Source organism: Kitasatospora sp. NPDC127111 (genome assembly GCF_042677465.1).
In the GTDB taxonomy this organism is placed as follows: Bacteria; Actinomycetota; Actinomycetes; order Streptomycetales; family Streptomycetaceae; genus Kitasatospora.
This window is the reverse complement of sequence record NZ_JBHXTG010000039.1, coordinates 61,164-80,947: the sequence shown is the minus strand read 5'-3', so window position 1 is coordinate 80,947 and position 19,784 is coordinate 61,164. Positions and strand designations below refer to the sequence as shown.

Here is a 19,784-nt window from a genome sequence, read left to right as displayed (position 1 = left end):
AGGAATCTCCAACCCCGATCAAACGACCGAGGCCGGGGATGTCAACATATCTGGCGTTGACTTTTGGCACGCTGTTGAGTTCTCAAGGAACGGACACTTCCTTCGGACCGCCTTCCAGCGGGCCCTCCGGGCGCTTCGTTCTTTCGTGTTTCCAGCTTACCAGACGTTTTCCGCCCCGTTTTCCGGAGTTTCATTCATCCGATTTCCCGAACTGGCCGGGGCCGCTTTTCGCGACGGCCTTCACATTAGCGTATTCCGAGTGTTACCCGAAATTCCCGCTCACCCGGGTTGACGGGAACGCCAACCGACCCAAACCAATGGGCGACGAGGTGAGAGGGGGACTTGCCGAGTGAGGTGGCCGCTTCAGCGACTCGTTCAACACTAGGCCACCTGCACGTCATCGTCAAACGTCGAGGGCGGGATCCGGCTGGATCCCGCCCTCGATGCTCGAAGCCGCAGCTCAGCGGCGTCGGGTTTCGGTCATGCCGTGGCCGGCACCAGCTCGGCCGCGGCCAGGTTGCGCTTGCCGCGGCGCAGGACCAGCCAGCGGCCGTGCAGCAGGTCGGCCTCGGTGGGCACGGCCTCCTCGTCCGTCACCTTGACGTTGTTGAGGTAGGCACCACCCTCCTTGATCGTCCGGCGGGCGGCGGAGCGGCTGGGCGCCAGGCCGACGGCGACCAGCAGGTCGACCACCGGCTGGAGCTCGGCGACCTCGGCCTTGGGGACCTCGGCGAGCGCGGCGGCCAGGGTCGGGGCCTCCAGGTCGGCGAGGTCGCCCTGGCCGAACAGCGCCTTGGACGCGGCGACCGCGCGCTCGTACTGGTCGGCGCCGTGCACCAGCGTGGTCAGCTCCTCGGCGAGGGCGCGCTGGGCCAGGCGGGCGGCCGGGCGCTCGGTGGTCTCGCGCTCCAGCTCCTCGATCTCCTCCTTCGAGCGGAAGCTGAAGATCCGCAGGAAGTTGGAGACGTCCCGGTCGTCCGCGTTCAGCCAGAACTGGTAGAAGGCGTACGGGGTGGTCAGCTCGGGGTCGAGCCAGACCGTGCCGGACTCCGTCTTGCCGAACTTGGTGCCGTCGGCCTTGACGATCAGCGGCGTGGCCACCGCGTGGACCGACTTGCCGTCGGCCTTGCGGATCAGGTCCGTGCCGGCGGTGAGGTTGCCCCACTGGTCGCTGCCGCCGGTCTGCAGGGTGCAGCCGTAGCGGCGGTTCAGCTCCAGGAAGTCCATGCCCTGGAGGATCTGGTAGCTGAACTCGGTGTAGCTGATGCCCGCGTCGGAGTTGAGCCGCCGGGCGACGGCCTCCTTGGCGATCATGTTGTTGACGCGGAAGTACTTGCCGACGTCGCGCAGCAGGCTGATGGCCGACATCCCGGAGGTCCAGTCCAGGTTGTTGACCATGCGCGCCGCGTACGGGCCCTCGAAGTCGAGGAAGCGCGAGATCTGGCCGCGCAGGCGCTCGACCCAGCCGGCCACCGTCTCGGGGTCGTTCAGGACGCGCTCGGCGGTGGGCTTCGGGTCGCCGATCAGGCCGGTGGCACCGCCGACCAGGCCGAGCGGGAGGTTCCCCGCCTGCTGGATGCGGCGCATGGTGAGGATCTGCACCAGGTTGCCGAGGTGCAGGCTGGGGGCCGTCGGGTCGAAGCCGCAATAGAACGTGACCGGGCCGTCCGCGAACGCCTTGCGCAGTGCGTCCTCGTCGGTGGACAGGGCGATCAGCCCACGCCACCGCAGCTCGTCGACGATGTCCGTCACGGTCACGCTTCTCCTTCGGTCGGGCGTCCGCCCGGTGCGGACCCGGTTCGGCCGGGCCCCGGGTGCGGAACGACTCCAGCGTGGTAGAGCCTACGCGGTCCCGGCCAGCGGGTTTTCGCCGAGTAGGGATGGAGCATGCGTGCCGGGCGCGCGCCAGGTCTGTTCCCGGTCTGTTCCCGGCGCCTGCCCGGAGCGCGCCGTTGCCCGCTCCACCGCGGCCTCCGCCGTCCGGCCCGTCCTCGTCCGACACCGGAAATTCCGTTGTTCGTCGGCCCCGGGCCCCTTCAGAGTGGTCCCACCGCCGTGCGGCGGCAGTGACGTGTGTGGAGACGGTCGTGCCGCCGCGGCACGCCCGTGGAAGGGTGGGCCGAGGTGCGCAGCACGCTGGTTCTCAACGCAAGCTACGAGCCCCTGACGACGGTGTCGCTCCAGCGCGCCGTCGTCCTGGTGCTCCAGGACAAGGCCGTCGTGGAACAGGCTCATCCACTGCGAACGGTCCGGGGAACCGGTGTGACCCTCCCGGTGCCGCGGGTGATCAGACTCCAACGGTACGTACGGGTGCCGTTCCGACAACAGGCTCCGTGGTCGCGGCGTGGCGTGCTGGTCCGGGACCAGCACCTGTGCGCCTACTGCGGGCGCCGGGCCACCACGGTGGATCACCTGCAGCCGCGGTCGCGCGGTGGCGCCGACAGCTGGCTGAACACCGTGGCCGCCTGTGCCGAGGACAACCAGCGCAAGGCCGACCGGACGCCCGAGCAGGCCGGGATGAAGCTGCTGCGCAAGCCGTTCGTGCCGACGCCGCAGGCCACGCTGATGATGGCGCTGGGTCTGCGCGGCTCGGACGTCCGGGAGCTGGCCGAGTGGCTGCCGGCGGGCGCGCTGGCCCCCTCCGCGGCCTAGCCGGGGCCGGGGCCCCGGGCCGGGACTCCGAGCAGGGGACCGGAGCCCGGGCCCCCGCCTCAGCCCTTCGCCTGGTACCCGGAGGCCGTTCCGAAGGTCGCCGCGTGCTCGGGCACCGCGACGACCTGGCCACCGCCGATCAGGATCCGGCCGGAGACCAGGAGCGAGCCGGTGCCCTGGGGGAAGTTGCCGCCGACCGACTCCTGGCCGCTCGCCAGGGCGAAGCGGCTGAGGTGGGCCGGCTGGTCGAGGCGTTCGTCGGCGGCGAGCACCAGTCCGCCGCCGTCGACGCCGACCGCCCGGACGACGCCCTTCTCGGTGGCGGCGGCCTTCCAGCGCTGCTGGCCGGTGTCCAGGTCGTAGCCGACGACGGAGACCGCGCCGCCGCCGCTCGCCGGGACCAGCGTGGTGACCATGGTCCGGTCCTGGAAGAAGACACCGGGCGTGGCCGAAAAGGTGCCGTGGGCGACGTCCAGCCGGCCCTCGCCCGCCGTGACCGGGATCTCGGCCGCCGGGTCGCCGGTCGCGCCCCAGGCGAAGACCTTGTCGTCGCCTGGCTTCTCGCCGGTGGTGAGGACGACGGACGGTTCGGCGGAGAGCACGGTGACGGTCTTCGGCTGGTTGTTCAGGCCGCGCCACCAGGCGACCTTGCCGTCGGCGGTGTTGAGCGAGACGGCCTGGTCGACGGGGGTGGAGTCGGCGCAGGTGCTGGCGACCATCACGGTCTTGCCGGCGACGCCGCCGGAGAGGGTGCAGAACTTGCCCTGTCCGGTGTACTGCCAGACGTCCTTGCCGTCGGCGGACTCCCAGGCGACGGCGCGGTCGTCGCCGACGGCGATCACCTTGTCGTCGGTGACGCCGACGTGGGCGCTGTAGGAGCCCTTCGACTCGGAGAGGGTCTTGGTCCACGCGGTCTTGCCGGTCTTCGCGTCGACGGCCGCGACCAGGGTGCACGGGGCCTTCGGGTCGGCCGCGGCGCGGAACAGGGCGGCCCCCAGGCCGGCCCCGTTCACGCTCGGCGAGAGGCCGCAGGGGACGGCTCCCGCGGCCGGCGGTTCCACCGACCAGGCCGGCTTCCCGTCGGCGCGGTCGTAGGCGTGGACGCCGGAGGCGTCGGCACGCACCACCATGTCGGTCAGCAGCCAGCTGCCGACCAGGGTGTCGTCGGCGCCCGGCTGGATGGCGGCGGCGGGCTGGGCGGACCAGGCCTTGGTGTGGGCGACGGCGAAGCCGGGCTCGGCGCCGGCGCTGTCGGCGGAGGCGCTGCCGCCGCCCTCGGCCGCGACCATCAGGCCGGCCGCCACCAGGACGCCGAGGGCGGCGACGCCGGCGCCGGCCCGGATCGTCAGGGCCCGGCGGCTCGGCGCGTGCTCGGCGGAGACCACGGCGTCGGCGGCGGCCCGGGCCTTGGCCGCGAGCCCGGCCCGCGCGGCGGTGCCGCGGTCGTCGGCGCTGTCGCCGTCCCGGCGTCCGGCCGGCCGACGGCCGGACGCTTCCGCCGCGGCGGCGGCCGCCGCCGGCGCGGGCCCGGCCTCGGGCTCGGACCCGTGCCCGGGCCCGGGACCGCTCTCGGACTCGGGCTCGGGCTCGGGCTCCCAGTGGACGTAGCCGTCGGCGGAGTACTCGGCGCCCGCCGGGGCGTACAGCTCCCCACCGGCCGGCTGCTGCGGCACGGCGTACGGGGCGTACTGCTGCTGCTCGTAGCCGGTGTACTGGTGATGCGGCTGGTACCGGCCGTCCCCGTAACCGGTCTGGCCGTAGCCGGCCCCGCCGTAGCCGTTCTCGCCGTAGCCCGTCCCGGCGTGGTCGCCCCCGGTGTACCCGCCCTGGCCGTAGCCGGTCTCCCCGTAGCCGGTCTCCGCGTAGCCGGTCTCCGCGTAGCCGGTCTCCCCGTAGCCGGTCTCCGCGTACCCGGCCGTCCCGTACGAGCTGGTCCCGTACGGGGCGTCGGCGTACCCGGTGCCCCCCTGGGCCTGGGCCGCCTCCGGCCACTGCTGCGGGTACCCGGACTGCCATTCCTGCTGCGGGTACCAGGGCTGCTGCGGGGCGTCGCCGAGGGGATCCTGAGCCATCCGTTCCGTCCCTCCCGACCGCCAGCAGTGCGGCAGTCAGCATCTCACGCCGCACGGAGGCGCTTCCGGAGCGCCCCCTTCCGTCTACGACGCGCACGGCGCTCCGGCGGTTCGGCGCTCGGGGCCCGGCACTCGGAGCTCAGGGGCTCCGAGCTCAGGGGCTCGGAGCTCCGGGGCTCGGCGATCGCCCGGTCCTGCCCGCTCCGGCGGACCCGGCGCGTAGCGGCACTCGGCGCTCGCGCCGTTCGGCGCTCGGACTCGCTACGACTCGGCGCTCAGGGCGGCGTCGATCCGGGCGGCCAGGGTGAAGTCGAGGTCCGTGAGACCGCCCGCGCTGTGGGTGGAGAGGGCGAAGCGCAGGGTGCGCCAGCGGATGTCGATGTCGGGGTGGTGGTCCAGCGCCTCGGCCTGCTCGGCGACCGCGACGACCACCCGGATCGCCGCCGGGAAGTCCCGGGCGTCGGCGGTGCGGACGATGGTGCCCTCGCCCTCCCGGGTCCACTCCGGCAGGTCGGCCAGGGCCGCCGTGATCTGGTCCTCGGTCAGGCGTGCTCTGCTGCTCATCGGTCCGCTCCGCTGGGTCGGGGGTGAGGGGTCAGACCTTCCGGCGCGGACGGGGCACCAGCTCGCCCCCGCAGTTGGGGCAGGTGGCGGCCATGGTCTCGGTGCAGTCCGGGCAGAAGGTGCACTCGTAGGAGCATAGGAAGGCGGGGCCGTCCGCGGTCAGCGACACCTCGCAGCGCTCGCAGATCTCGCGCATTTCCAGGGCCATGGGGATCCTTCCGGGAGCAGGGTGCGTCCGGGTACGGTCCCGGACGCCGGGGGCGCGGCGCAGATGACGCCGGATCAGCTGAGGAGCAGCTTGGTGACGGCGGCCAGGCCGACCACCACGATCACTCCGCGCAGCGCCGGCGGCGGCAGCTTGCGGCCGACCTTGGCGCCGAGCAGGCCGCCGCAGAGCGAGCCGACCGCGATCAGGCCGGCGGCCGCCCAGTCGACGGTCGAGGTGAAGAGGAAGAACACGGCGGCGACACCGTTGACGATCATCGCCAGGGCGTTCTTCACGGCGTTGATCCGCTGCAGTTCCTCCTGGAGGAGCATGCCCATCAGGGCCAGCAGCAGGACGCCCTGGGCGGCGCCGAAGTAGCCGCCGTAGATGCCGGTCAGGAAGACGCCGGCGAGCAGCGTCGCGCCGCCGTCCGGGTCTCCCCCGGGCTTGCGGCGGGCGGCGACGGCCTTGGCCACCCGCGGCTGGATCACGACCAGGACGAGGGCGAGCAGGATCAGCACCGGGACGATCGCGTCGAAGGCGGCACTGGGCAGTTCGATCAGCAGCACCGCGCCGACCAGGCCGCCGAGCAGCGAGGCCGTGCCGAGGCGCAGCAGCCGGCGGCCCTGGTCGGCCAGCTCGCGCCGGTAGCCGATCACGCCGCTGAGCGAACCGGGCACCAGGCCGAAGGAGTTGGAGACGTTGGCGGTGACCGGCGGGATGCCGACGGCGAGCAGGACGGGGAACGTGATCAGGGTTCCGGAGCCGACGATCACATTGATCATCCCGGCTCCGACGCCCGCCACCAGGACGGCGATCGCCTCCCAGAGCGTCATGGGCCACCTCTCGTCTCGGTCCTGTCCGAGGCGATCATGCCGGACGGCGGGCCTGGCCTACCAGGGCCGCCCACGATTCGGGACGTACACCACACCTTCCCCGAGAACGCCCGGGGGCCCGCCCCCATGAGGTAGGGGGCGGGCCCTCGGTGGCGCGTGGTCGGCCTACTCGGGGTCGATCTTCCGGTACTCGCGCGCGGGGTCGACCCGGGGCCGGGCGGCGCCCTTGGTGTCGGTGTCCAGCGGGCGCGGACCGGCCGACGGGTCGAGCGGGACCTGGGTGGCCGCCGGAGCCGCCGCGCTGGGGGCCGCGACCGCGCCGCCGTTCACGCCGCCGTTGCCGGTCAGGCCGGTGAAGGCGCCGCCAAGGCCCTTGAGCGCGTCGCCGACCTCGCTCGGGATGATCCACAGCTTGTTGGAGTCGCCCTTGGCCAGCTCGGGGAGGGTCTGCAGGTACTGGTAGGCGAGCAGCTTCTGGTCGGCGTCGCCGTCGTGGATCGCCTCGAAGACGGTCCGGATGGCGGCCGCCTCACCGTCGGCACGCAGCACCGCGGCCTGGGCCTCACCCTCGGCCTTGAGCACCTCGGCCTGCTTCTCACCCTCGGCCTTGAGGATCTGCGCCTGGCGCTGGCCCTCGGCGGTGAGGATCGCGGCGCGCTTGTCCCGGTCGGCGCGCATCTGCTTCTCCATCGAGTCCTGGATGGAGGTGGGCGGCTCGATCGCCTTCAGCTCGACGCGGTTGACCCGGATGCCCCACTTGCCGGTGGCCTCGTCCAGCACGCCGCGCAGGCCGGCGTTGATGACCTCGCGGGAGGTCAGGGTGGACTCGAGGTCCATCGAGCCGATGATGTTGCGCAGCGTGGTGACGGTGAGCTGCTCGATGGCCTGGATGTAGCTGGCGACCTCGTAGGTGGCGGCGCGCGGGTCGGTCACCTGGTAGTAGATGACCGTGTCGATGTTGACGACCAGGTTGTCCTGGGTGATCACCGGCTGCGGCGGGAAGGGCACGACCTGCTCGCGCAGGTCGATCCGGTTGCGCACGCGGTCGATGAACGGGACGACGATGTTCAGGCCGGCGTTGAGCGTCCGGGTGTAGCGGCCGAAGCGCTCCACGATCGCGGCGCTGGCCTGCGGGATGACCTGAATCGTCTTGATCAGCGCGATGAATGCCACCACGACCAGGACGACCAGGACGATAAGGACGGGTTCCACGGACTCTCCCCTAGACGACCAGGGCGGTCGCGCCCTGGATTTCGACGACGTCGACCTGCTGCCCCGGCTCGTACACGCTGCCGGGGTTGAGCGCGCGGGCCGACCAGATCTCGCCGTTGAGCTTGATCCGCCCGCCCTCCCCGTCGACCTGTTCCGCGACGACCGCGGTGGCGCCCTTGAGCGCCTCGATGCCCATCTTGATCTGCGGACCCTTCCTCAGCTGCCGGTAGGCGATCGGCCGGACCACGACCAGCAGCCCGACCGAGACGGCGACGAAGGTCAGGACCTGCCAGACCGCCCCGGCGCCCAGCCCGGCGACGCCGGCGGCGGCGAGCGCGCCGACCGCGAACATGGCCAGCTCCGGCATCGCGGTGATCACCAGCGGTATGCCGAGGCCGACGGCGGCCAGGAGCCACCAGATCCAGCTGTCCACGTGTCCATCCTAGGGAGCGAAGGGCCTTCGAGGCGGTCAGTTCCCGCAGGTGGAGGGGCGGAAACCGGTCGCGTGCGCGACCGGCTCCAGTTCAGCGAGTTCAGGGCGGCGGCGGCCGGAACGGCTCGGCCGGACCGGGCTCAGCCCAGCGGCAGGCCCTGCGCCGACCAGCGGTCGCCGTGGCGCTCCAGGGTGAGCGGCAGGCCGAAGCACTTGGACAGGTTGCGCGCCGTCAGCTCGGTGTCGATCGGACCGGCGGTGAGCACCTTGCCCTGACGGATCATCAGGACGTGGGTGAAGCCCGGCGCGATCTCCTCGACGTGGTGGGTGACCATGGCGATGGCCGGCGCGAACTCGTCCTGGGCCAGCGCGCCGAGGCGGCGGACCAGGTCCTCGCGGCCGCCGAGGTCGAGGCCGGCGGCCGGCTCGTCCAGCAGCAGCAGCTCGGGGTCGGTCATCAGGGCGCGCGCGATCAGGGTGCGCTTCTTCTCGCCCTCGGAGAGGGTGCCGAACTTGCGGGTGGTCAGGCCCGCCATGCCGAGCCGGTCCAGCAGGACGAGCGCGCGGGCCTCGTCGGACTGCTCGTACTGCTCCTGCCAGCTCACCGTCATGCCGTACGCGGCGGTGAGCACCGTCTGCAGCACGGTCTGCTCGGCGGGCAGCTTGTCGAACATCGCGGCGCCGGCCAGGCCGATCCGGGAGCGCAGCTCGAAGACGTCGATCTCGCCGAGCTTCTCGCCCAGCACGGACACCTTGCCGGAGGTCGGGAACAGGTACGTGGAGGCGATCTGCAGCAGGGTGGTCTTGCCGGCGCCGTTGGGGCCGAGGATCACCCAGCGCTCGCCCTCGGAGATGGACCACGAGACCTGGTCGACCAGCGCGCGCTCCTCCCGGACCACGGATACGTCCACCAGCTCCAGCACGTCGCTCATGCCTACGCCTTCCCCAATACAGAAATCACGGCCGTCGGTGCGGGCGGGCAGCCTACCCCGGCGGCCGGGTGGCACGGGGTGGGTGCGCCGCACACGCATGGGCAAACCTACGCCACCCGGATGACCGCCGATTCCGTAGGCTGGCCGGATGCTCGCGACTCCTGCCGACAATCCGTACGAAGAACCCCGTTCGGGGCGGCTGACCGCCTGGGGCAACGCCCTGCTGGCCGGCCTGGTGCCGCCCGACAACGCCGCCGCGGCCGTCCTCGGGGACGACGAGAGCCACCGGGTGACCGGCCTGCCCGGGGACGCGCCGGGCGAGCAGCACGGGCTCACCTGGGCGCTCGGGCGACTCCGGGTGCTCGGCGTGAAGGGCCTGCGGCTGGCCCTGCCGAGCGCCGGGCACCCGCTCGGGCTGACCGGTCCGCCGGCCTTCAACGAGCTCGCGATGGGCGCGGGCGAGGCGGTGCTGGCCGTCGGGGTGCCGCTCGGGCTGGTCCCGGAGGTCGAGGTGTTCGGCCCGGCCGGGGACCGCTCGGCGACGGTGCTCTGGCGCTGCTCCGAGGTGAACGACGCCCCGCCGGCCGACGTGCCCTCGCTGCACGAGGCCGAGCGCGAGCTGTCGGACGGCCTGCGCGAGGCCACCCTGCTGCTGACCCGCCTCGACGTGGCCGGGGCCGGTCCGGAGGCGCTGCGCGCGCTGGACGCGTTCCGCCGGCGCGGGCACGTCGAGCTGCTCGCCCCCGGGTACCCGCCGCGGGCCGTGCGGGTGCTGGAGTCGGCGCGGCAGGTCGGCGCGCTGCTCGCGATCGCCGCCGACAGCCACGGCGCCGCGGTCAGCGCCTCCGAGATGGCGGCCCGCCGGTCCGTCCTGGACCCCCTGCGCCGCACCGCCCGGCGCGCCCAGGTCGCGGCGTACAACGCCCTGGTGGACGAGCGGTAGCGGGCGGCGGCCGGGGCGTGCCCCGTGGATCACGTCCTGGCCCGGTCCGCAGACCGGCGCTACTCCTCGTCGCGGGCCTGGCCGTTGCGGACGGCCCAGAGCGCGGCCTGGGTCCGGTCGGCGAGGTCCAGCTTCATCAGGATGTTGGAGACGTGCGTCTTCACCGTCTTCTCGGACAGGTGCAGGCTGCGGGCGATCTCCCGGTTGGAGCGGCCGTCCGCGATGTGGCCGAGGACCTCGCGCTCGCGCTCGGTCAGGGTGCCGCCGCGGCCCTGCGGCGGGCGCGGGCCGTCGTCGGCGAGCAGCGCCTCGGCCAGCTCGGGCTGGAGCAGCACGTGGCCCGCGTGCACCGAGCGGATCGCGCCGGCCAGCGCCTCCGGGTCGACGTCCTTGTACACGTACCCGGCGGCGCCGGCCCGCAGCGCGGGGACCATCGTGCGGTGCTCGGTGAAGCTGGTGACGATCAGGATCCGGGCCCGGCTGCCCTCGCCCTTGAGCGTGCGCAGGGCCTCGATGCCGTCCGTGCCGGGCATCTTGAGGTCCATCAGGACGACGTCGGGGTCGAGCTCGCGGGCCCGCTCGACGCCCTCCGCGCCGTCGGCGGCCTCGCCGACCACCTCGATGTCGTCCTGCACCTCCAGGAAGGTGCGCAGGCCGCGGCGGACCACCTGGTGGTCGTCGACCAGCAGGACGCGGATTGCCGGCGTGCTGTCAGGCACCGGGGACCTCCATCTCGACGAGCGTCCCCGCGCCGGGGGCCGAGTCCAGGGTGAGCGAGCCGCCGACGGCGGCGGCGCGGTCGCGCATCGAGGCCAGGCCGAGGTGGCGGCCGGCCCGGCGGACGGACTCCGGGTCGAAGCCCCGGCCGTCGTCGCGGATCCGCAGGACGGCGCCGCGCGCGGGCGTGCCGGCCAGGGTGACGGTGACGCGCCGGGCGCCGGAGTGGCGCAGCGCGTTGTGCAGGGCCTCCTGGGCGACCCGCAGCAGCGCGGCCTCCTGGGTGGGCGGCAGGGCGCGGACGCCGTCGGCGGTGAAGGCGACGTCGGCGGTGTGGGCGCGGTCGAGGACCTGCACCTGGGAGGCCAGGGTGGCGCTGAGACCGTCCTCCTCCAGGGCGGCGGGGCGCAGTTCGACCACGACGGCGCGCAGTTCGTCGGCGGCCTCGGCGGCGAGCCGGGCGACCTCGGCGAGTTCGGCGCGGGCGCGGTCCGGGTCGCGGTCGACGAGGGTGGCGGCGGCCTTGGCGGTGAGCCGCAGGGAGAAGAGCTTCTGCGAGACGGCGTCGTGCAGGTCGTGGGCGATCCGGGCGCGTTCGCCGGCCAGGGTGAGTTCGCGGCTGCGCTCGTAGAGGCGGGCGTTGGAGAGGGCGAGGGCGGCGTGCGCGGCGAGGATCCGCAGCAGTTCCTCGTCGTGGTCGGTGAAGCCGCCGCCGCCGCGCTTGTTGGCGAGGAAGATGACGCCCATGACCTGGGGTTCGTCCTCGGCGGCGTCGGTGTCGAGGACGGGCATGCCGAGGAAGGCGTCCATCTCGGGGTGGGCGGCGGGCCAGCCGACGAACGCGGGGGCCCGGCGGACGTCGGCGAGCCGGGTCGGCCCGGTCTCGTGCAGCATCTCGGCGAGGACGCCGTGCTGGCGGGGCAGCGGGCCGATGGCCTTCCACTGCTCGTCGGTGACGCCGTCCACGACGAACTGGGCGAAGCCGCCGTGGTCGTCGGGCACGCCGAGGGCCGCGTACTCGGCGTCGAGCAGGTCGCGGGCGGAGGCGGTGATCCGGCGCAGCACCTCGCGGACCTCCAGGTGGCGGCTCATCGCGAGCAGGGCCCGGCTGACCGCCTCGATGCCGGACAGGCACGGGTCGCAGGCGGGCAGCGGGCCGTCGTGGACCGGCGGGCCGATCGGTATCCGGTCGACGGGCAGCAGGCCGGTGCGGGGTCGGCGGTCACTGGGCGGGGCGGGCATACCGCCAACCTACCGCCGCCTCCGGGGCCGCCGCGTCGGTCCACGGCCGCGCGGGGCCCAGGTCCGCGGACCTAGGACTCACAACTATTCCTTGCCGGAATCCTCAAGCACGCAAGGACCGAAAGGAAATTCATCCGCTAAATTCTGCAAGCTTTGAACTATCAACAACTGACCCATTTACCGCATCAATAATTGCAACCATATTCGCTGGCCTGCCATCACCTACGCCTGTCGCGCCGGCGTACGGCTCATTGGGCACATCTGCGGCGACAAGCGACATAAGCCAATAGATGTGACCGACTCCAGAATCGTCAACCTTGGAAATCAGCTCGCTGCTGCCGATCTTCATTCCGGGATGTCCAACCAGAGCCAATGAATACGCGCTTTCCGCCGACAAGACAGGGCCAGGAAGAACCGGCATATCCACATGGCGGGCAGCAAAGGAAGAAACCTGCCGGTCGCCCGCAACAATTACATCCAGTCGCATTGGGAGGAGAATGCCGCCCTTGCGGGAGCGCCACTCCACAATCCTTGAATTGTCGCCACCTCCACCCACTGGATGGATCTTGGGTTCACTGCCATTAAGCGCCCACGGAAAATGCAATCGCGCAAATTCGGTTCCCGCCTCCAGTGCATCTTCGTCGGACAGCGGAGTCGCAACATTTGCACTAGCAGGGACGCCGAGGCGACCCGAAACGACCTCACCGGTTGGCCAGGAAACCGTCAGATCACCCGCGTGCGTGACTACACTGATCCTCACCGCTTGACCCGAATTCGGAGTAGAGCCTGCGAGCCGCACTCGCTCCAGCGGCATATCCGGCCCAAAGAACTCGCGGACCGCCCTCTTCGCAGAATCCAGTTGGGAGGAATTGATCGGCCCTTCAATTCCCACTCGATCAGACCGAACGGAGGGCCAGAAGACAAGCACAAGTGCAGCGAAAGCAATTATTCCACCAATAGCCACCAAAAACCATCGCTTCCGGGCGTCGATCGGAATCGCCATCGACACTTGACCACCTTTTCCCGGCCTAGGGAACCCAATAAATAAGGCGCACACTGTCTCCGCAGCACTCGGCAATCCAATGCCAGGAGACCCCAAGGGGATGCCCCCGTTGGGGTCTCCTGGCGGCGCCCCGGATCTTATCAAAGCCACAGCAATACGATTTTTAAGTAGCGTGAAATTAGGGCGGAAGAGAATTTCAGAAAAGGCCTCTGGGGCCCAGCCAGCAGCTGGATGCTGAAAGTCGAGGATACGCGAGCGCCCACGCGCGCCGACTAGGCCCGAGCAGGCCAGTCATCTCACGAATTAGCAGATATCAACCGGGACATTGGTGAGCTTGTTTTGCCCCTGAGCCTGCACCCATCCGACTATTCCCGAGCAGTCGTTAAAGCCGAGGTTGTAGAAGCTCTCATAGTGCGCCTGCCCCGGACTCTGCGAGAACCACCCACTGCCATAGTCATAGCCATGATAGCTAAAGCCAAGCCGAGCCGTGATGGTACTCCCTCCGGTCTTATAGTACTGGTCGTCGAGAGCCCAGTAGCCGCTTCCGTCGTCCTGAGTCCGAACGTAAGTGTAGAGGTCACCGTTCGTCAGGTGCGTCGATTCGTACCAGCTGGCAGACGCATTCGGGGCAGCTGCTAAGCCAAGCATTGCCACAGCCAGCAATAGGCCGATAATAGAACGGATTCGCATGTATTATCCCCTGCCTTCTAGGTTGAGTAGCTCGTTGCACACGGCACCAAGAAGCCCTGGTATTCCGACCCCAGACCATCTCTACCCAGTAGCCAATCATGATGGCTTCGGTCTGCATAGCACGCGGCAGGGACCGGCGAACCCATCAGGCCAGCACCCCGAGGGCCGGCTTAAAGTGGGAATTGTTTTGAATTTTCACCAAATTGCTTTAAGTGTCGGCTTTGTGCAAGTTAAGGGCATCAACAAACAATAATGACAGATCGCTTCACGTGCACCATAAACGAACGTTGCCAGGATTGTCGCAGCTATCCCAGCCCCCGGGGGCGATCAGGCTGCGAGCCCGCAGCGTCAGGCTTTGAAGAGCCGGTGCGGCGGCTAAGTCCGCCAGGCCAAGACCCTGTTGAGTGCGTTGACGCGGTCGCCCGGCGACGGCGTACGTCTGGGCAAGACCAACTGACCGCCCTGGGAAGCTGGCTGGAACAGGTCCTCCTCCCCCGATAAGCCGCCGCGTGGGCATGCGCAGTTAGCCGAGCAACGGAGACCAGACCGTGCTGGCCTGAACAGGCAGCTGACAAACGTCCGCTCGAGCGTGACTTTCCCGCCATCGGGGCAACTGTGCCACCATGCCACCGCCCCTTGGAGAACTCGAGGTGATCGGAGGCAGTGATCATGGGCCCCTGGACTGTCTTCCTCCGGTCCCCAACGCAGGGGGCCATGCCGCCCAGAAGGCCCGAGGGGCGGCCCACCCGAACGGCGGTTTCTAGCGGTCGTCGCAACACGTGGTCGGTTGTCTAGGCCGCGATGAGTTTATGCAGACGCTCGGCTGGGGTTTCCCAGCCGAGCGTTTTGCGTGGGCGGCCGTTGAGCTCGGCGGCGACGGCGGCCAGGTGCTCCGGGCCGTGGACGGCCAGGTCGGTGCCCTTGGGGAAGTACTGCCGCAGCAGGCCGTTGGTGTTCTCGTTGGAGCCGCGCTGCCAGGGACTGGCCGGGTCGCAGAAGTAGACCGGGATGTCGGTGGCCAGGGTGAACAGGCCGTGCTCGGCCATCTCGGATCCCTGGTCCCAGGTCAGTGACCGCACCAGGTGAGCGGGCAGGGTCCGCACGGTCGCGACCAGGGCGTCGCGCACCTGCTCGGCGGTGCGGCCGCCCGGCAGGTGCAGGAGCATGACGTAGCGGGTGGTGCGCTCGACCAGCGTGCCGATCGCCGAGGCGCCGTCCTTGCCGATGATGAGATCGCCTTCCCAGTGCCCGGGAACCGCCCGGTCCTCCACCTCGGCGGGACGCTCGCTGATCATGACCATCGGGTGGGCGAACCTGGGCCTGCGCGCGGCGGCCCGGCCGTGGGGGACACGGCGGGCGCGGCCGGTGCGCAGGGCTCCGGCCAGCTCGCGGCGAAGCTCACCACGGCCCTGGACGTAGAGGGCCTGGTAGACGGTTTCGTGGGCCACGTGCATCTCCGGCCGCTCGGGAAAGGTGTCCCGCAGAGCCTGACAGATCTGCTCCGGGCTCCACCGCTTGTCCAGGTGATGCTGGAGGAAGTCCCGCAGCTCGGAGTTCCGGGCGATCTTGCCCGGCTTGGGGCGGGGCCGGCGGGCGTCCGCGCGGGCCTGTGCGGCGTGAGGCCGGTAACTGTGGCTGCCCGGATGGCGGTTGCGCCGGATCTCGCGGCTGACCGTGGAGGGACTGCGGCCCAGCTCGGCGGCGATCGCGCGGACGGTGGCCTTCTCCCGCAGCCGGTCGGCGATGTGGATCCGCTCGTCCTCGCGCAGGTACCGGGACGGACCAGACGGCTCTGCTACCGCTCGCAGCGGTAGCAGAGCCGTCTTCTGCGTCCCTGTGGGCTTGCGCCCGTTACGCCACTTCTGGCCGGTCCGGACGTCGATGCCGACGATCCGGCAGGCCTCTTTATTGCTGTAGCCCTGCTGCATGAGCCGGGAGTATGCCGCTCGTTCCCGGGTCAGCTTCCGCGGGCCCTGAGGCGTCCGGTCCTTACGGATCTCGAAGTCCAATGCATCCCCTGAGCTGGGGTGTTGCAACGACTCCTAGAACCCAAGAACGGGAAGGCCGCCCCTCGGCGGTCGGCAGAGCTCAGCCCTTCTGCATGACCTCGGGCTCGTGTCGCCGCTGCAGGCGCGTGATGACGAGGCCGAGGACGACCGAGATCACCACCAGCGCGCCGGCGTCGATCAGCAGCTGACCAATGCTGGGGTGCCACAGCGGGTCGTACTCGGGGTTGTTGAAGTCCTTGTTCCACGGACCGAGCAGGTGCGACAGGTCGATTGTGGTGGCGACCATTGCGGTGCCCCATCGGGCCGGCATCAGCCAGGCGACCTGTTCCAGACCGGGCTTACTGAAAATCTGGAAGAGGCAACCGGTGAAGACGACCTGGACGATGGCGAACATCACCAGCAGCGGCATGGTCTTCTCGGCGGTCTTCACCAGGGCCGAGATCATCAGGCCGAACATCATCGCGGCGAAGCTCAGCAGGATCATGCCGATGGTCATCTCGATGATAGGCAGGTTCTTGACGATCAGGCCGTGCTCGGGGAGCTTGCGAGGCAGGAAGCCGACGGCAGAGATGATGGCGCCTTGGATCACACTGAAGATGCCCAGCACGATGATCTTGGACATCATGTACGCCGACCGGGACAGGCCGGTGGCCCGTTCCCGTTCGTAGATCGCCCTTTCCTTGATCAACTCGCGGACCGAGTTGGCCGCGCCCGAGAAGCAGGCGCCGATCGCCAGGATCAGCATGATCGTCGCGGCCCCGCTGTTGATCCCGAGCTGGCTCTTCGGGTTCCGCGCCAGACCCGCATCGTTGGGGATCAACACACTTACCACGCCAATGACAGCCGGCAGCAGCACCGACAGCGCGAGGAAGCCGCGGTCCGAGGCGAGCACGGACATATAGCGTCGCATCAGCGTCCACAGCTGGGAGCCCCAACTCTGCGGCTTCGGCGGCCGGACAGCCTCCTGGGCCACCTGCACGTGCTGTACCTCGCCCGCCTCCACGGTGGGCGCGGAGTACTGCTGGTAGTGCACCGAACCGCGGTAGCGGCCGGCCCAGTCGTGGTCCGGGTAGTTCTCGAAGGCCTGGAAGACGTCGGCCCAGGTCTCGTACCCGAAGAAGTGCAGCGCCTCGTCCGGCGGGCCGAAGTAGGCCACTGAGCCGCCCGGCGCCATCACCAGCAGCCGGTCGCAGAGCGCGAGTTCGGCCACCGAGTGGGTGACGACCAGGATGGTGCGGCCGTCGTCGGCGAGGCCGCGCAGCATCTGCATGACCTCGCGGTCCATGCCCGGGTCGAGGCCCGAGGTGGGCTCGTCCAGGAAGATCAGCGACGGCTTGGTGAGCAGCTCCAGGGCGACGGAGACGCGCTTCTGCTGGCCGCCGGAGAGCGCGGTGATCTTGTTGTCGGCGCGCTTGTCCAGGCGCAGCTCGTAGAGCACCTCGTCGATCCGGGCCTCGCGCTCGCGGGCCTCGGTGTCGCCGGGGAAGCGCAGCCGGGCCGCGTACTTGAGGCCGGTGCGGACCGTCAGTTCCTTGTGCAGGATCTCCGACTGCGGCACCAGGCCGATGCGCGAGCGCAGTTCGGCGAACTGCTTGTAGAGGTTGCGGCCGTCGTACAGGACGTCGCCGCGGTCGGCCGGGCGGTAGCCGGTGAGGGCGCGCAGCAGGGTCGACTTGCCGGAGCCGGACGGGCCGATGACGGCGACCAGGGACTTCTCCGGGACGCCGAAGCTGACGTCGTTGAGCAGGATCTTCTTGGCGCCCTTGTGCTCGACCTCGACGGTCAGGTGGCGGGCGGAGAAGGAGACGGCGCCGGTGTCGACGAACTCCTGCAGCTGGTCGCCGACCAGGACGAAGCTGGAGTGACCGACGGTCAGGCGGTCCTGCGGCCCCATCAGCTGGCGCTGGACGCGCTGGCCGTTGAGGAAGATGCCGTTGTGGCTGCCGAGGTCGACGATCTCGTACCGGCCGTCGGGCAGCTGGCGCAGCTCGGCGTGGTGGCGGGAGACCTGCAGGTCGGAGACCACGATGTCGTTGTCGAGGGCGCGACCGATCCGGACGGTGTTCATGCCGGCCGACAGGTTGCGGATCATCGTCGGCTGCGGGCCGCCGGCGTCGTGCTGCGGGCCCTGCTGCTGGGGGAAGCCCTGCTGCGGGAACCCGCCGTGCTGCGGGCCCTGCTGCTGCGGGAAGCCCTGCTGCTGCCCGGCCCACTGCTGCTGGGGCTGCGGCTGCCCGGCCCACTGCTGCTGGGGCGGCTGCTGGGCCCACGGCTGGGCGGCCGGCTGCTGCTGGACGGGCGGCTGGGGCGCCGGGGTGTGGCTGCGGCTGGTCGCGGCCTCGTGCCAGGCGGGCGCCGGCGCGGCGGCCTGGGCCGGCGCGGAGAAGTTCAGCCGCGGCCCGTTCTCGGCGTTGCCGAGGTTGACCACGGCCCCCGGGAACAGCTGGGCCTGCATGGTGCGGGCGCCGCCGGTGTAGGTGCCGTTGGTGCTCCCGTGGTCGTCGAGCTGCCAACCCGCCCCGTTGAAGGAGATGGTGGCGTGCTGCCAGGAGACCCTGGCGTCGTCGAACGGGAAGTCCGACTGCGGGTTGCGCCCGATGGTGTAGGACTGCCCCGGCTCCAATGTCCGCTGCTGTCCGTTGATCTCAATGACGAGTTGCGGCACTGCGCGCCTGCCCCGCTCTCTCGGTCCCCCGATTGTGGCCCCCGACCGGGGGTGCGATGTCCTGGATCTGACGGGGGAATCATTCCAGTCCGTCACCCGTTGATGAAAGTCACCCCCGGTGACTGTGACCAGGCGGCAACGATTCGCGGACGGCCCCGCCGCCGACCCTGATCGTCACCGCTGCGCAACCGTCCGGTCACCCGGCTCGGCGCGCACCCCGCCCACCGACTTCACGATGTCGCGTCCAGGACGCGGACGGGTGCCGTGACCTCGCCGGTCGGCGGGTAGCGTGGGAGTCACCATGAACGCATCGCCCTTGGCCGCAGAGCCGTTCCCCGCCCCGCTGCCCCGGACCGAGGACGAGCGCACCCTGCTCGTCAAGGTGTTCGGCAAGGACCGCCCCGGCATCACCGCCGGCCTCTTCGCCACGCTGGCCCGGTTCGACGTCGACGTGATCGACATCGAGCAGGTCGTGACCCGTGGCCGGATAACGCTGTGTGCCCTGGTCACCCCGCCGGCCGGCGGCACGCCCGGTGCCGAGGGCGAGCTGCGCTCGACCGTGCACCGCTGGGCCGAGGAGCAGAAGCTCCAGGCCGAGATCATCTCCGGCATCGGCGACAACCGGCCGCGCCGCGAGGGCCGCTCGCACGTCACCGTGCTGGGCCACCCGCTGACCGCCTCCGCGGTCTCCGCGCTCACCTCCCGGATCAGCGACGCGGGCGGCAACATCGACCGCGTCTTCCGGCTCGCCAAGTACCCGGTGACCGCGGTCGAGCTGGCCGTCTCGGGTGTCGCCACCGACCGGCTCCGTGCCGAGCTGGCCCAGGAGGCGGCCACCCAGCGGGTGGACATCGCCGTGGTCGCGGCCGGCCTGGAGCGCCGGGCCAAGCGGCTGGTGGTGATGGACGTCGACTCGACCCTGATCCAGGACGAGGTGATCGAGCTGTTCGCCGCCCACGCGGGCTGCGAGGAGGAGGTCGCCGAGGTGACGGCCGCGGCGATGCGCGGCGAGCTGGACTTCGCCGAGTCGCTGCGCGCCCGGGTGGCGCTGCTGGCCGGTCTGGACGCCGGGGTGACGGAGAAGGTGCGCGCGCAGGTCCGGTTCACGCCGGGGGCGCGCACCCTGATCCGGACGCTGCAGCGGCTGGGCTTCCAGGTCGCGGTGGTCTCCGGCGGGTTCACCCAGGTCACCGACCACCTGGTGGAGCAGCTGGGGCTGGACTACGCGGCGGCCAACACCCTGGAGGTGGTGGACGGCAGGTTCACCGGCCGGGTGGTCGGCGAGATCGTCGACCGGGCGGGCAAGGCCCGCTGGCTGGCCCGGTTCGCCGAGCAGGCCAAGGTGCCGCTGGAGCAGACGGTGGCGATCGGTGACGGCGCGAACGACCTGGACATGCTGAACGCGGCCGGGCTGGGCGTGGCCTTCAACGCCAAGCCGGTGGTGCGGGAGGCCGCGGACACCGCGGTGAACGTGCCGTTCCTGGACACCGTGCTGTACCTGCTGGGCATCACTCGGGAAGAGGTCGAGGCGGCCGACGCGCTGCACGGCACGCCGACCGAGTAGCCGCCGGACGTGCGCGAGGGGCGCGGGAGGATGTCCTCCGCGCCC

General features: G+C 70.7%; 16 protein-coding genes. 3 read left to right on the top strand and 13 right to left on the bottom strand.

Going from position 1 to position 19,784, the window contains the following annotated elements; genetic code table 11:
- Positions 1-480: 480 nt before the first annotated feature.
- A complete protein-coding gene (gene tyrS, locus ACFVHB_RS23225) occupies positions 481-1,752 on the bottom strand; it encodes a tyrosine--tRNA ligase (RefSeq protein ID WP_380325394.1) in 1,272 nt (423 codons plus the stop codon).
- Positions 1,753-2,124: 372 nt separating this feature from the next.
- On the opposite strand from tyrS, the gene ACFVHB_RS23220 reads away from it, so the two are divergent.
- Positions 2,125-2,652 carry an HNH endonuclease gene (locus ACFVHB_RS23220; RefSeq protein WP_380325385.1) on the top strand — a complete coding sequence of 176 codons (528 nt, stop codon included), beginning with the start codon at positions 2,125-2,127 and terminating at the stop codon, positions 2,650-2,652.
- Between the two features lie 59 nt (positions 2,653-2,711).
- Here the strand turns inward: ACFVHB_RS23220 and ACFVHB_RS23215 are convergent, their stop codons facing one another.
- From ACFVHB_RS23215 to ACFVHB_RS23185, 7 genes are all read right to left on the bottom strand, one after another.
- On the bottom strand, positions 2,712-4,724 hold the full coding sequence (locus tag ACFVHB_RS23215) for a PQQ-binding-like beta-propeller repeat protein (protein ID WP_380325382.1): 2,013 nt from the start codon (positions 4,722-4,724) through the stop codon (positions 2,712-2,714).
- 261 nt (positions 4,725-4,985) lie between these two features.
- Positions 4,986-5,288: a 4a-hydroxytetrahydrobiopterin dehydratase gene (locus ACFVHB_RS23210; protein WP_380325379.1), complete on the bottom strand. Its 303-nt coding sequence runs from the start codon at positions 5,286-5,288 to the stop codon at positions 4,986-4,988.
- A gap of 31 nt (positions 5,289-5,319) precedes the next feature.
- Positions 5,320-5,496, bottom strand: a complete 177-nt coding sequence (locus tag ACFVHB_RS23205) for a DUF1272 domain-containing protein (protein ID WP_360187317.1) — start codon at positions 5,494-5,496, stop codon at positions 5,320-5,322.
- Positions 5,497-5,570: 74 nt separating this feature from the next.
- A complete protein-coding gene (locus ACFVHB_RS23200; protein WP_380325376.1) occupies positions 5,571-6,329 on the bottom strand; it encodes a sulfite exporter TauE/SafE family protein in 759 nt (252 codons plus the stop codon).
- Between the two features lie 165 nt (positions 6,330-6,494).
- Entirely contained in the window at positions 6,495-7,541 is a 1,047-nt protein-coding gene (locus tag ACFVHB_RS23195; RefSeq protein WP_380325373.1) for an SPFH domain-containing protein, read from the bottom strand.
- Positions 7,542-7,551: 10 nt separating this feature from the next.
- Positions 7,552-7,974, bottom strand: a complete 423-nt coding sequence (locus ACFVHB_RS23190) for an NfeD family protein (protein WP_380325370.1) — start codon at positions 7,972-7,974, stop codon at positions 7,552-7,554.
- A 140-nt stretch (positions 7,975-8,114) separates the two neighbouring features.
- The gene (locus ACFVHB_RS23185; protein ID WP_380325367.1) at positions 8,115-8,906 is read right to left on the bottom strand and encodes an ABC transporter ATP-binding protein; all 792 of its coding nucleotides are present in this window, start codon (positions 8,904-8,906) and stop codon (positions 8,115-8,117) included.
- 148 nt (positions 8,907-9,054) lie between these two features.
- On the opposite strand from ACFVHB_RS23185, the gene ACFVHB_RS23180 reads away from it, so the two are divergent.
- The gene (locus tag ACFVHB_RS23180; protein WP_380325364.1) at positions 9,055-9,849 is read left to right on the top strand and encodes a hypothetical protein; all 795 of its coding nucleotides are present in this window, start codon (positions 9,055-9,057) and stop codon (positions 9,847-9,849) included.
- A gap of 59 nt (positions 9,850-9,908) precedes the next feature.
- On the opposite strand, the gene ACFVHB_RS23175 is transcribed toward ACFVHB_RS23180, so the two are convergent.
- From ACFVHB_RS23175 to ACFVHB_RS23155, 5 genes are all read right to left on the bottom strand, one after another.
- The gene (locus ACFVHB_RS23175) at positions 9,909-10,568 is read right to left on the bottom strand and encodes a response regulator (protein ID WP_380325362.1); all 660 of its coding nucleotides are present in this window, start codon (positions 10,566-10,568) and stop codon (positions 9,909-9,911) included.
- Positions 10,561-11,658 carry a GAF domain-containing sensor histidine kinase gene (locus ACFVHB_RS23170; protein WP_380325391.1) on the bottom strand — a complete coding sequence of 366 codons (1,098 nt, stop codon included), beginning with the start codon at positions 11,656-11,658 and terminating at the stop codon, positions 10,561-10,563. The genes ACFVHB_RS23175 and ACFVHB_RS23170 overlap by 8 nt, the downstream gene beginning before the upstream one ends.
- Positions 11,659-11,938: 280 nt before the next feature.
- Positions 11,939-12,811 (bottom strand): hypothetical protein, encoded by an 873-nt coding sequence (locus ACFVHB_RS23165; RefSeq protein ID WP_380325359.1) that lies wholly within the window; start codon positions 12,809-12,811, stop codon positions 11,939-11,941.
- 1,481 nt (positions 12,812-14,292) lie between these two features.
- Positions 14,293-15,429 carry an IS30 family transposase gene (locus ACFVHB_RS23160; protein WP_380325356.1) on the bottom strand — a complete coding sequence of 379 codons (1,137 nt, stop codon included), beginning with the start codon at positions 15,427-15,429 and terminating at the stop codon, positions 14,293-14,295.
- A gap of 160 nt (positions 15,430-15,589) precedes the next feature.
- Positions 15,590-18,175 (bottom strand): FHA domain-containing protein, encoded by a 2,586-nt coding sequence (locus tag ACFVHB_RS23155; RefSeq protein WP_380325353.1) that lies wholly within the window; start codon positions 18,173-18,175, stop codon positions 15,590-15,592.
- A 301-nt stretch (positions 18,176-18,476) separates the two neighbouring features.
- Between ACFVHB_RS23155 and serB the strand changes: the two genes are divergently transcribed.
- Positions 18,477-19,739, top strand: coding sequence for a phosphoserine phosphatase SerB (gene serB, locus ACFVHB_RS23150; RefSeq protein ID WP_380325350.1), 1,263 nt, complete (start codon positions 18,477-18,479; stop codon positions 19,737-19,739).
- The last annotated feature ends 45 nt before the right edge of the window (positions 19,740-19,784 follow it).

Coding starts and splice junctions, on each gene's coding strand:
- ACFVHB_RS23200 (WP_380325376.1), bottom strand. CDS start 6,329: ATGACGCTCTGGGAGGCGATCGCCGTCCTGGTGGCGGGCGTCGGAGCC.
- ACFVHB_RS23170 (WP_380325391.1), bottom strand. CDS start 11,658: ATGAGCCGCCACCTGGAGGTCCGCGAGGTGCTGCGCCGGATCACCGCC.
- ACFVHB_RS23185 (WP_380325367.1), bottom strand. CDS start 8,906: ATGAGCGACGTGCTGGAGCTGGTGGACGTATCCGTGGTCCGGGAGGAG.
- ACFVHB_RS23180 (WP_380325364.1), top strand. CDS start 9,055: ATGCTCGCGACTCCTGCCGACAATCCGTACGAAGAACCCCGTTCGGGG.
- ACFVHB_RS23165 (WP_380325359.1), bottom strand. CDS start 12,811: ATGGCGATTCCGATCGACGCCCGGAAGCGATGGTTTTTGGTGGCTATT.
- ACFVHB_RS23160 (WP_380325356.1), bottom strand. CDS start 15,429: ATGCAGCAGGGCTACAGCAATAAAGAGGCCTGCCGGATCGTCGGCATC.
- ACFVHB_RS23210 (WP_380325379.1), bottom strand. CDS start 5,288: ATGAGCAGCAGAGCACGCCTGACCGAGGACCAGATCACGGCGGCCCTG.
- ACFVHB_RS23215 (WP_380325382.1), bottom strand. CDS start 4,724: ATGGCTCAGGATCCCCTCGGCGACGCCCCGCAGCAGCCCTGGTACCCG.
- serB (WP_380325350.1), top strand. CDS start 18,477: ATGAACGCATCGCCCTTGGCCGCAGAGCCGTTCCCCGCCCCGCTGCCC.
- ACFVHB_RS23205 (WP_360187317.1), bottom strand. CDS start 5,496: ATGGCCCTGGAAATGCGCGAGATCTGCGAGCGCTGCGAGGTGTCGCTG.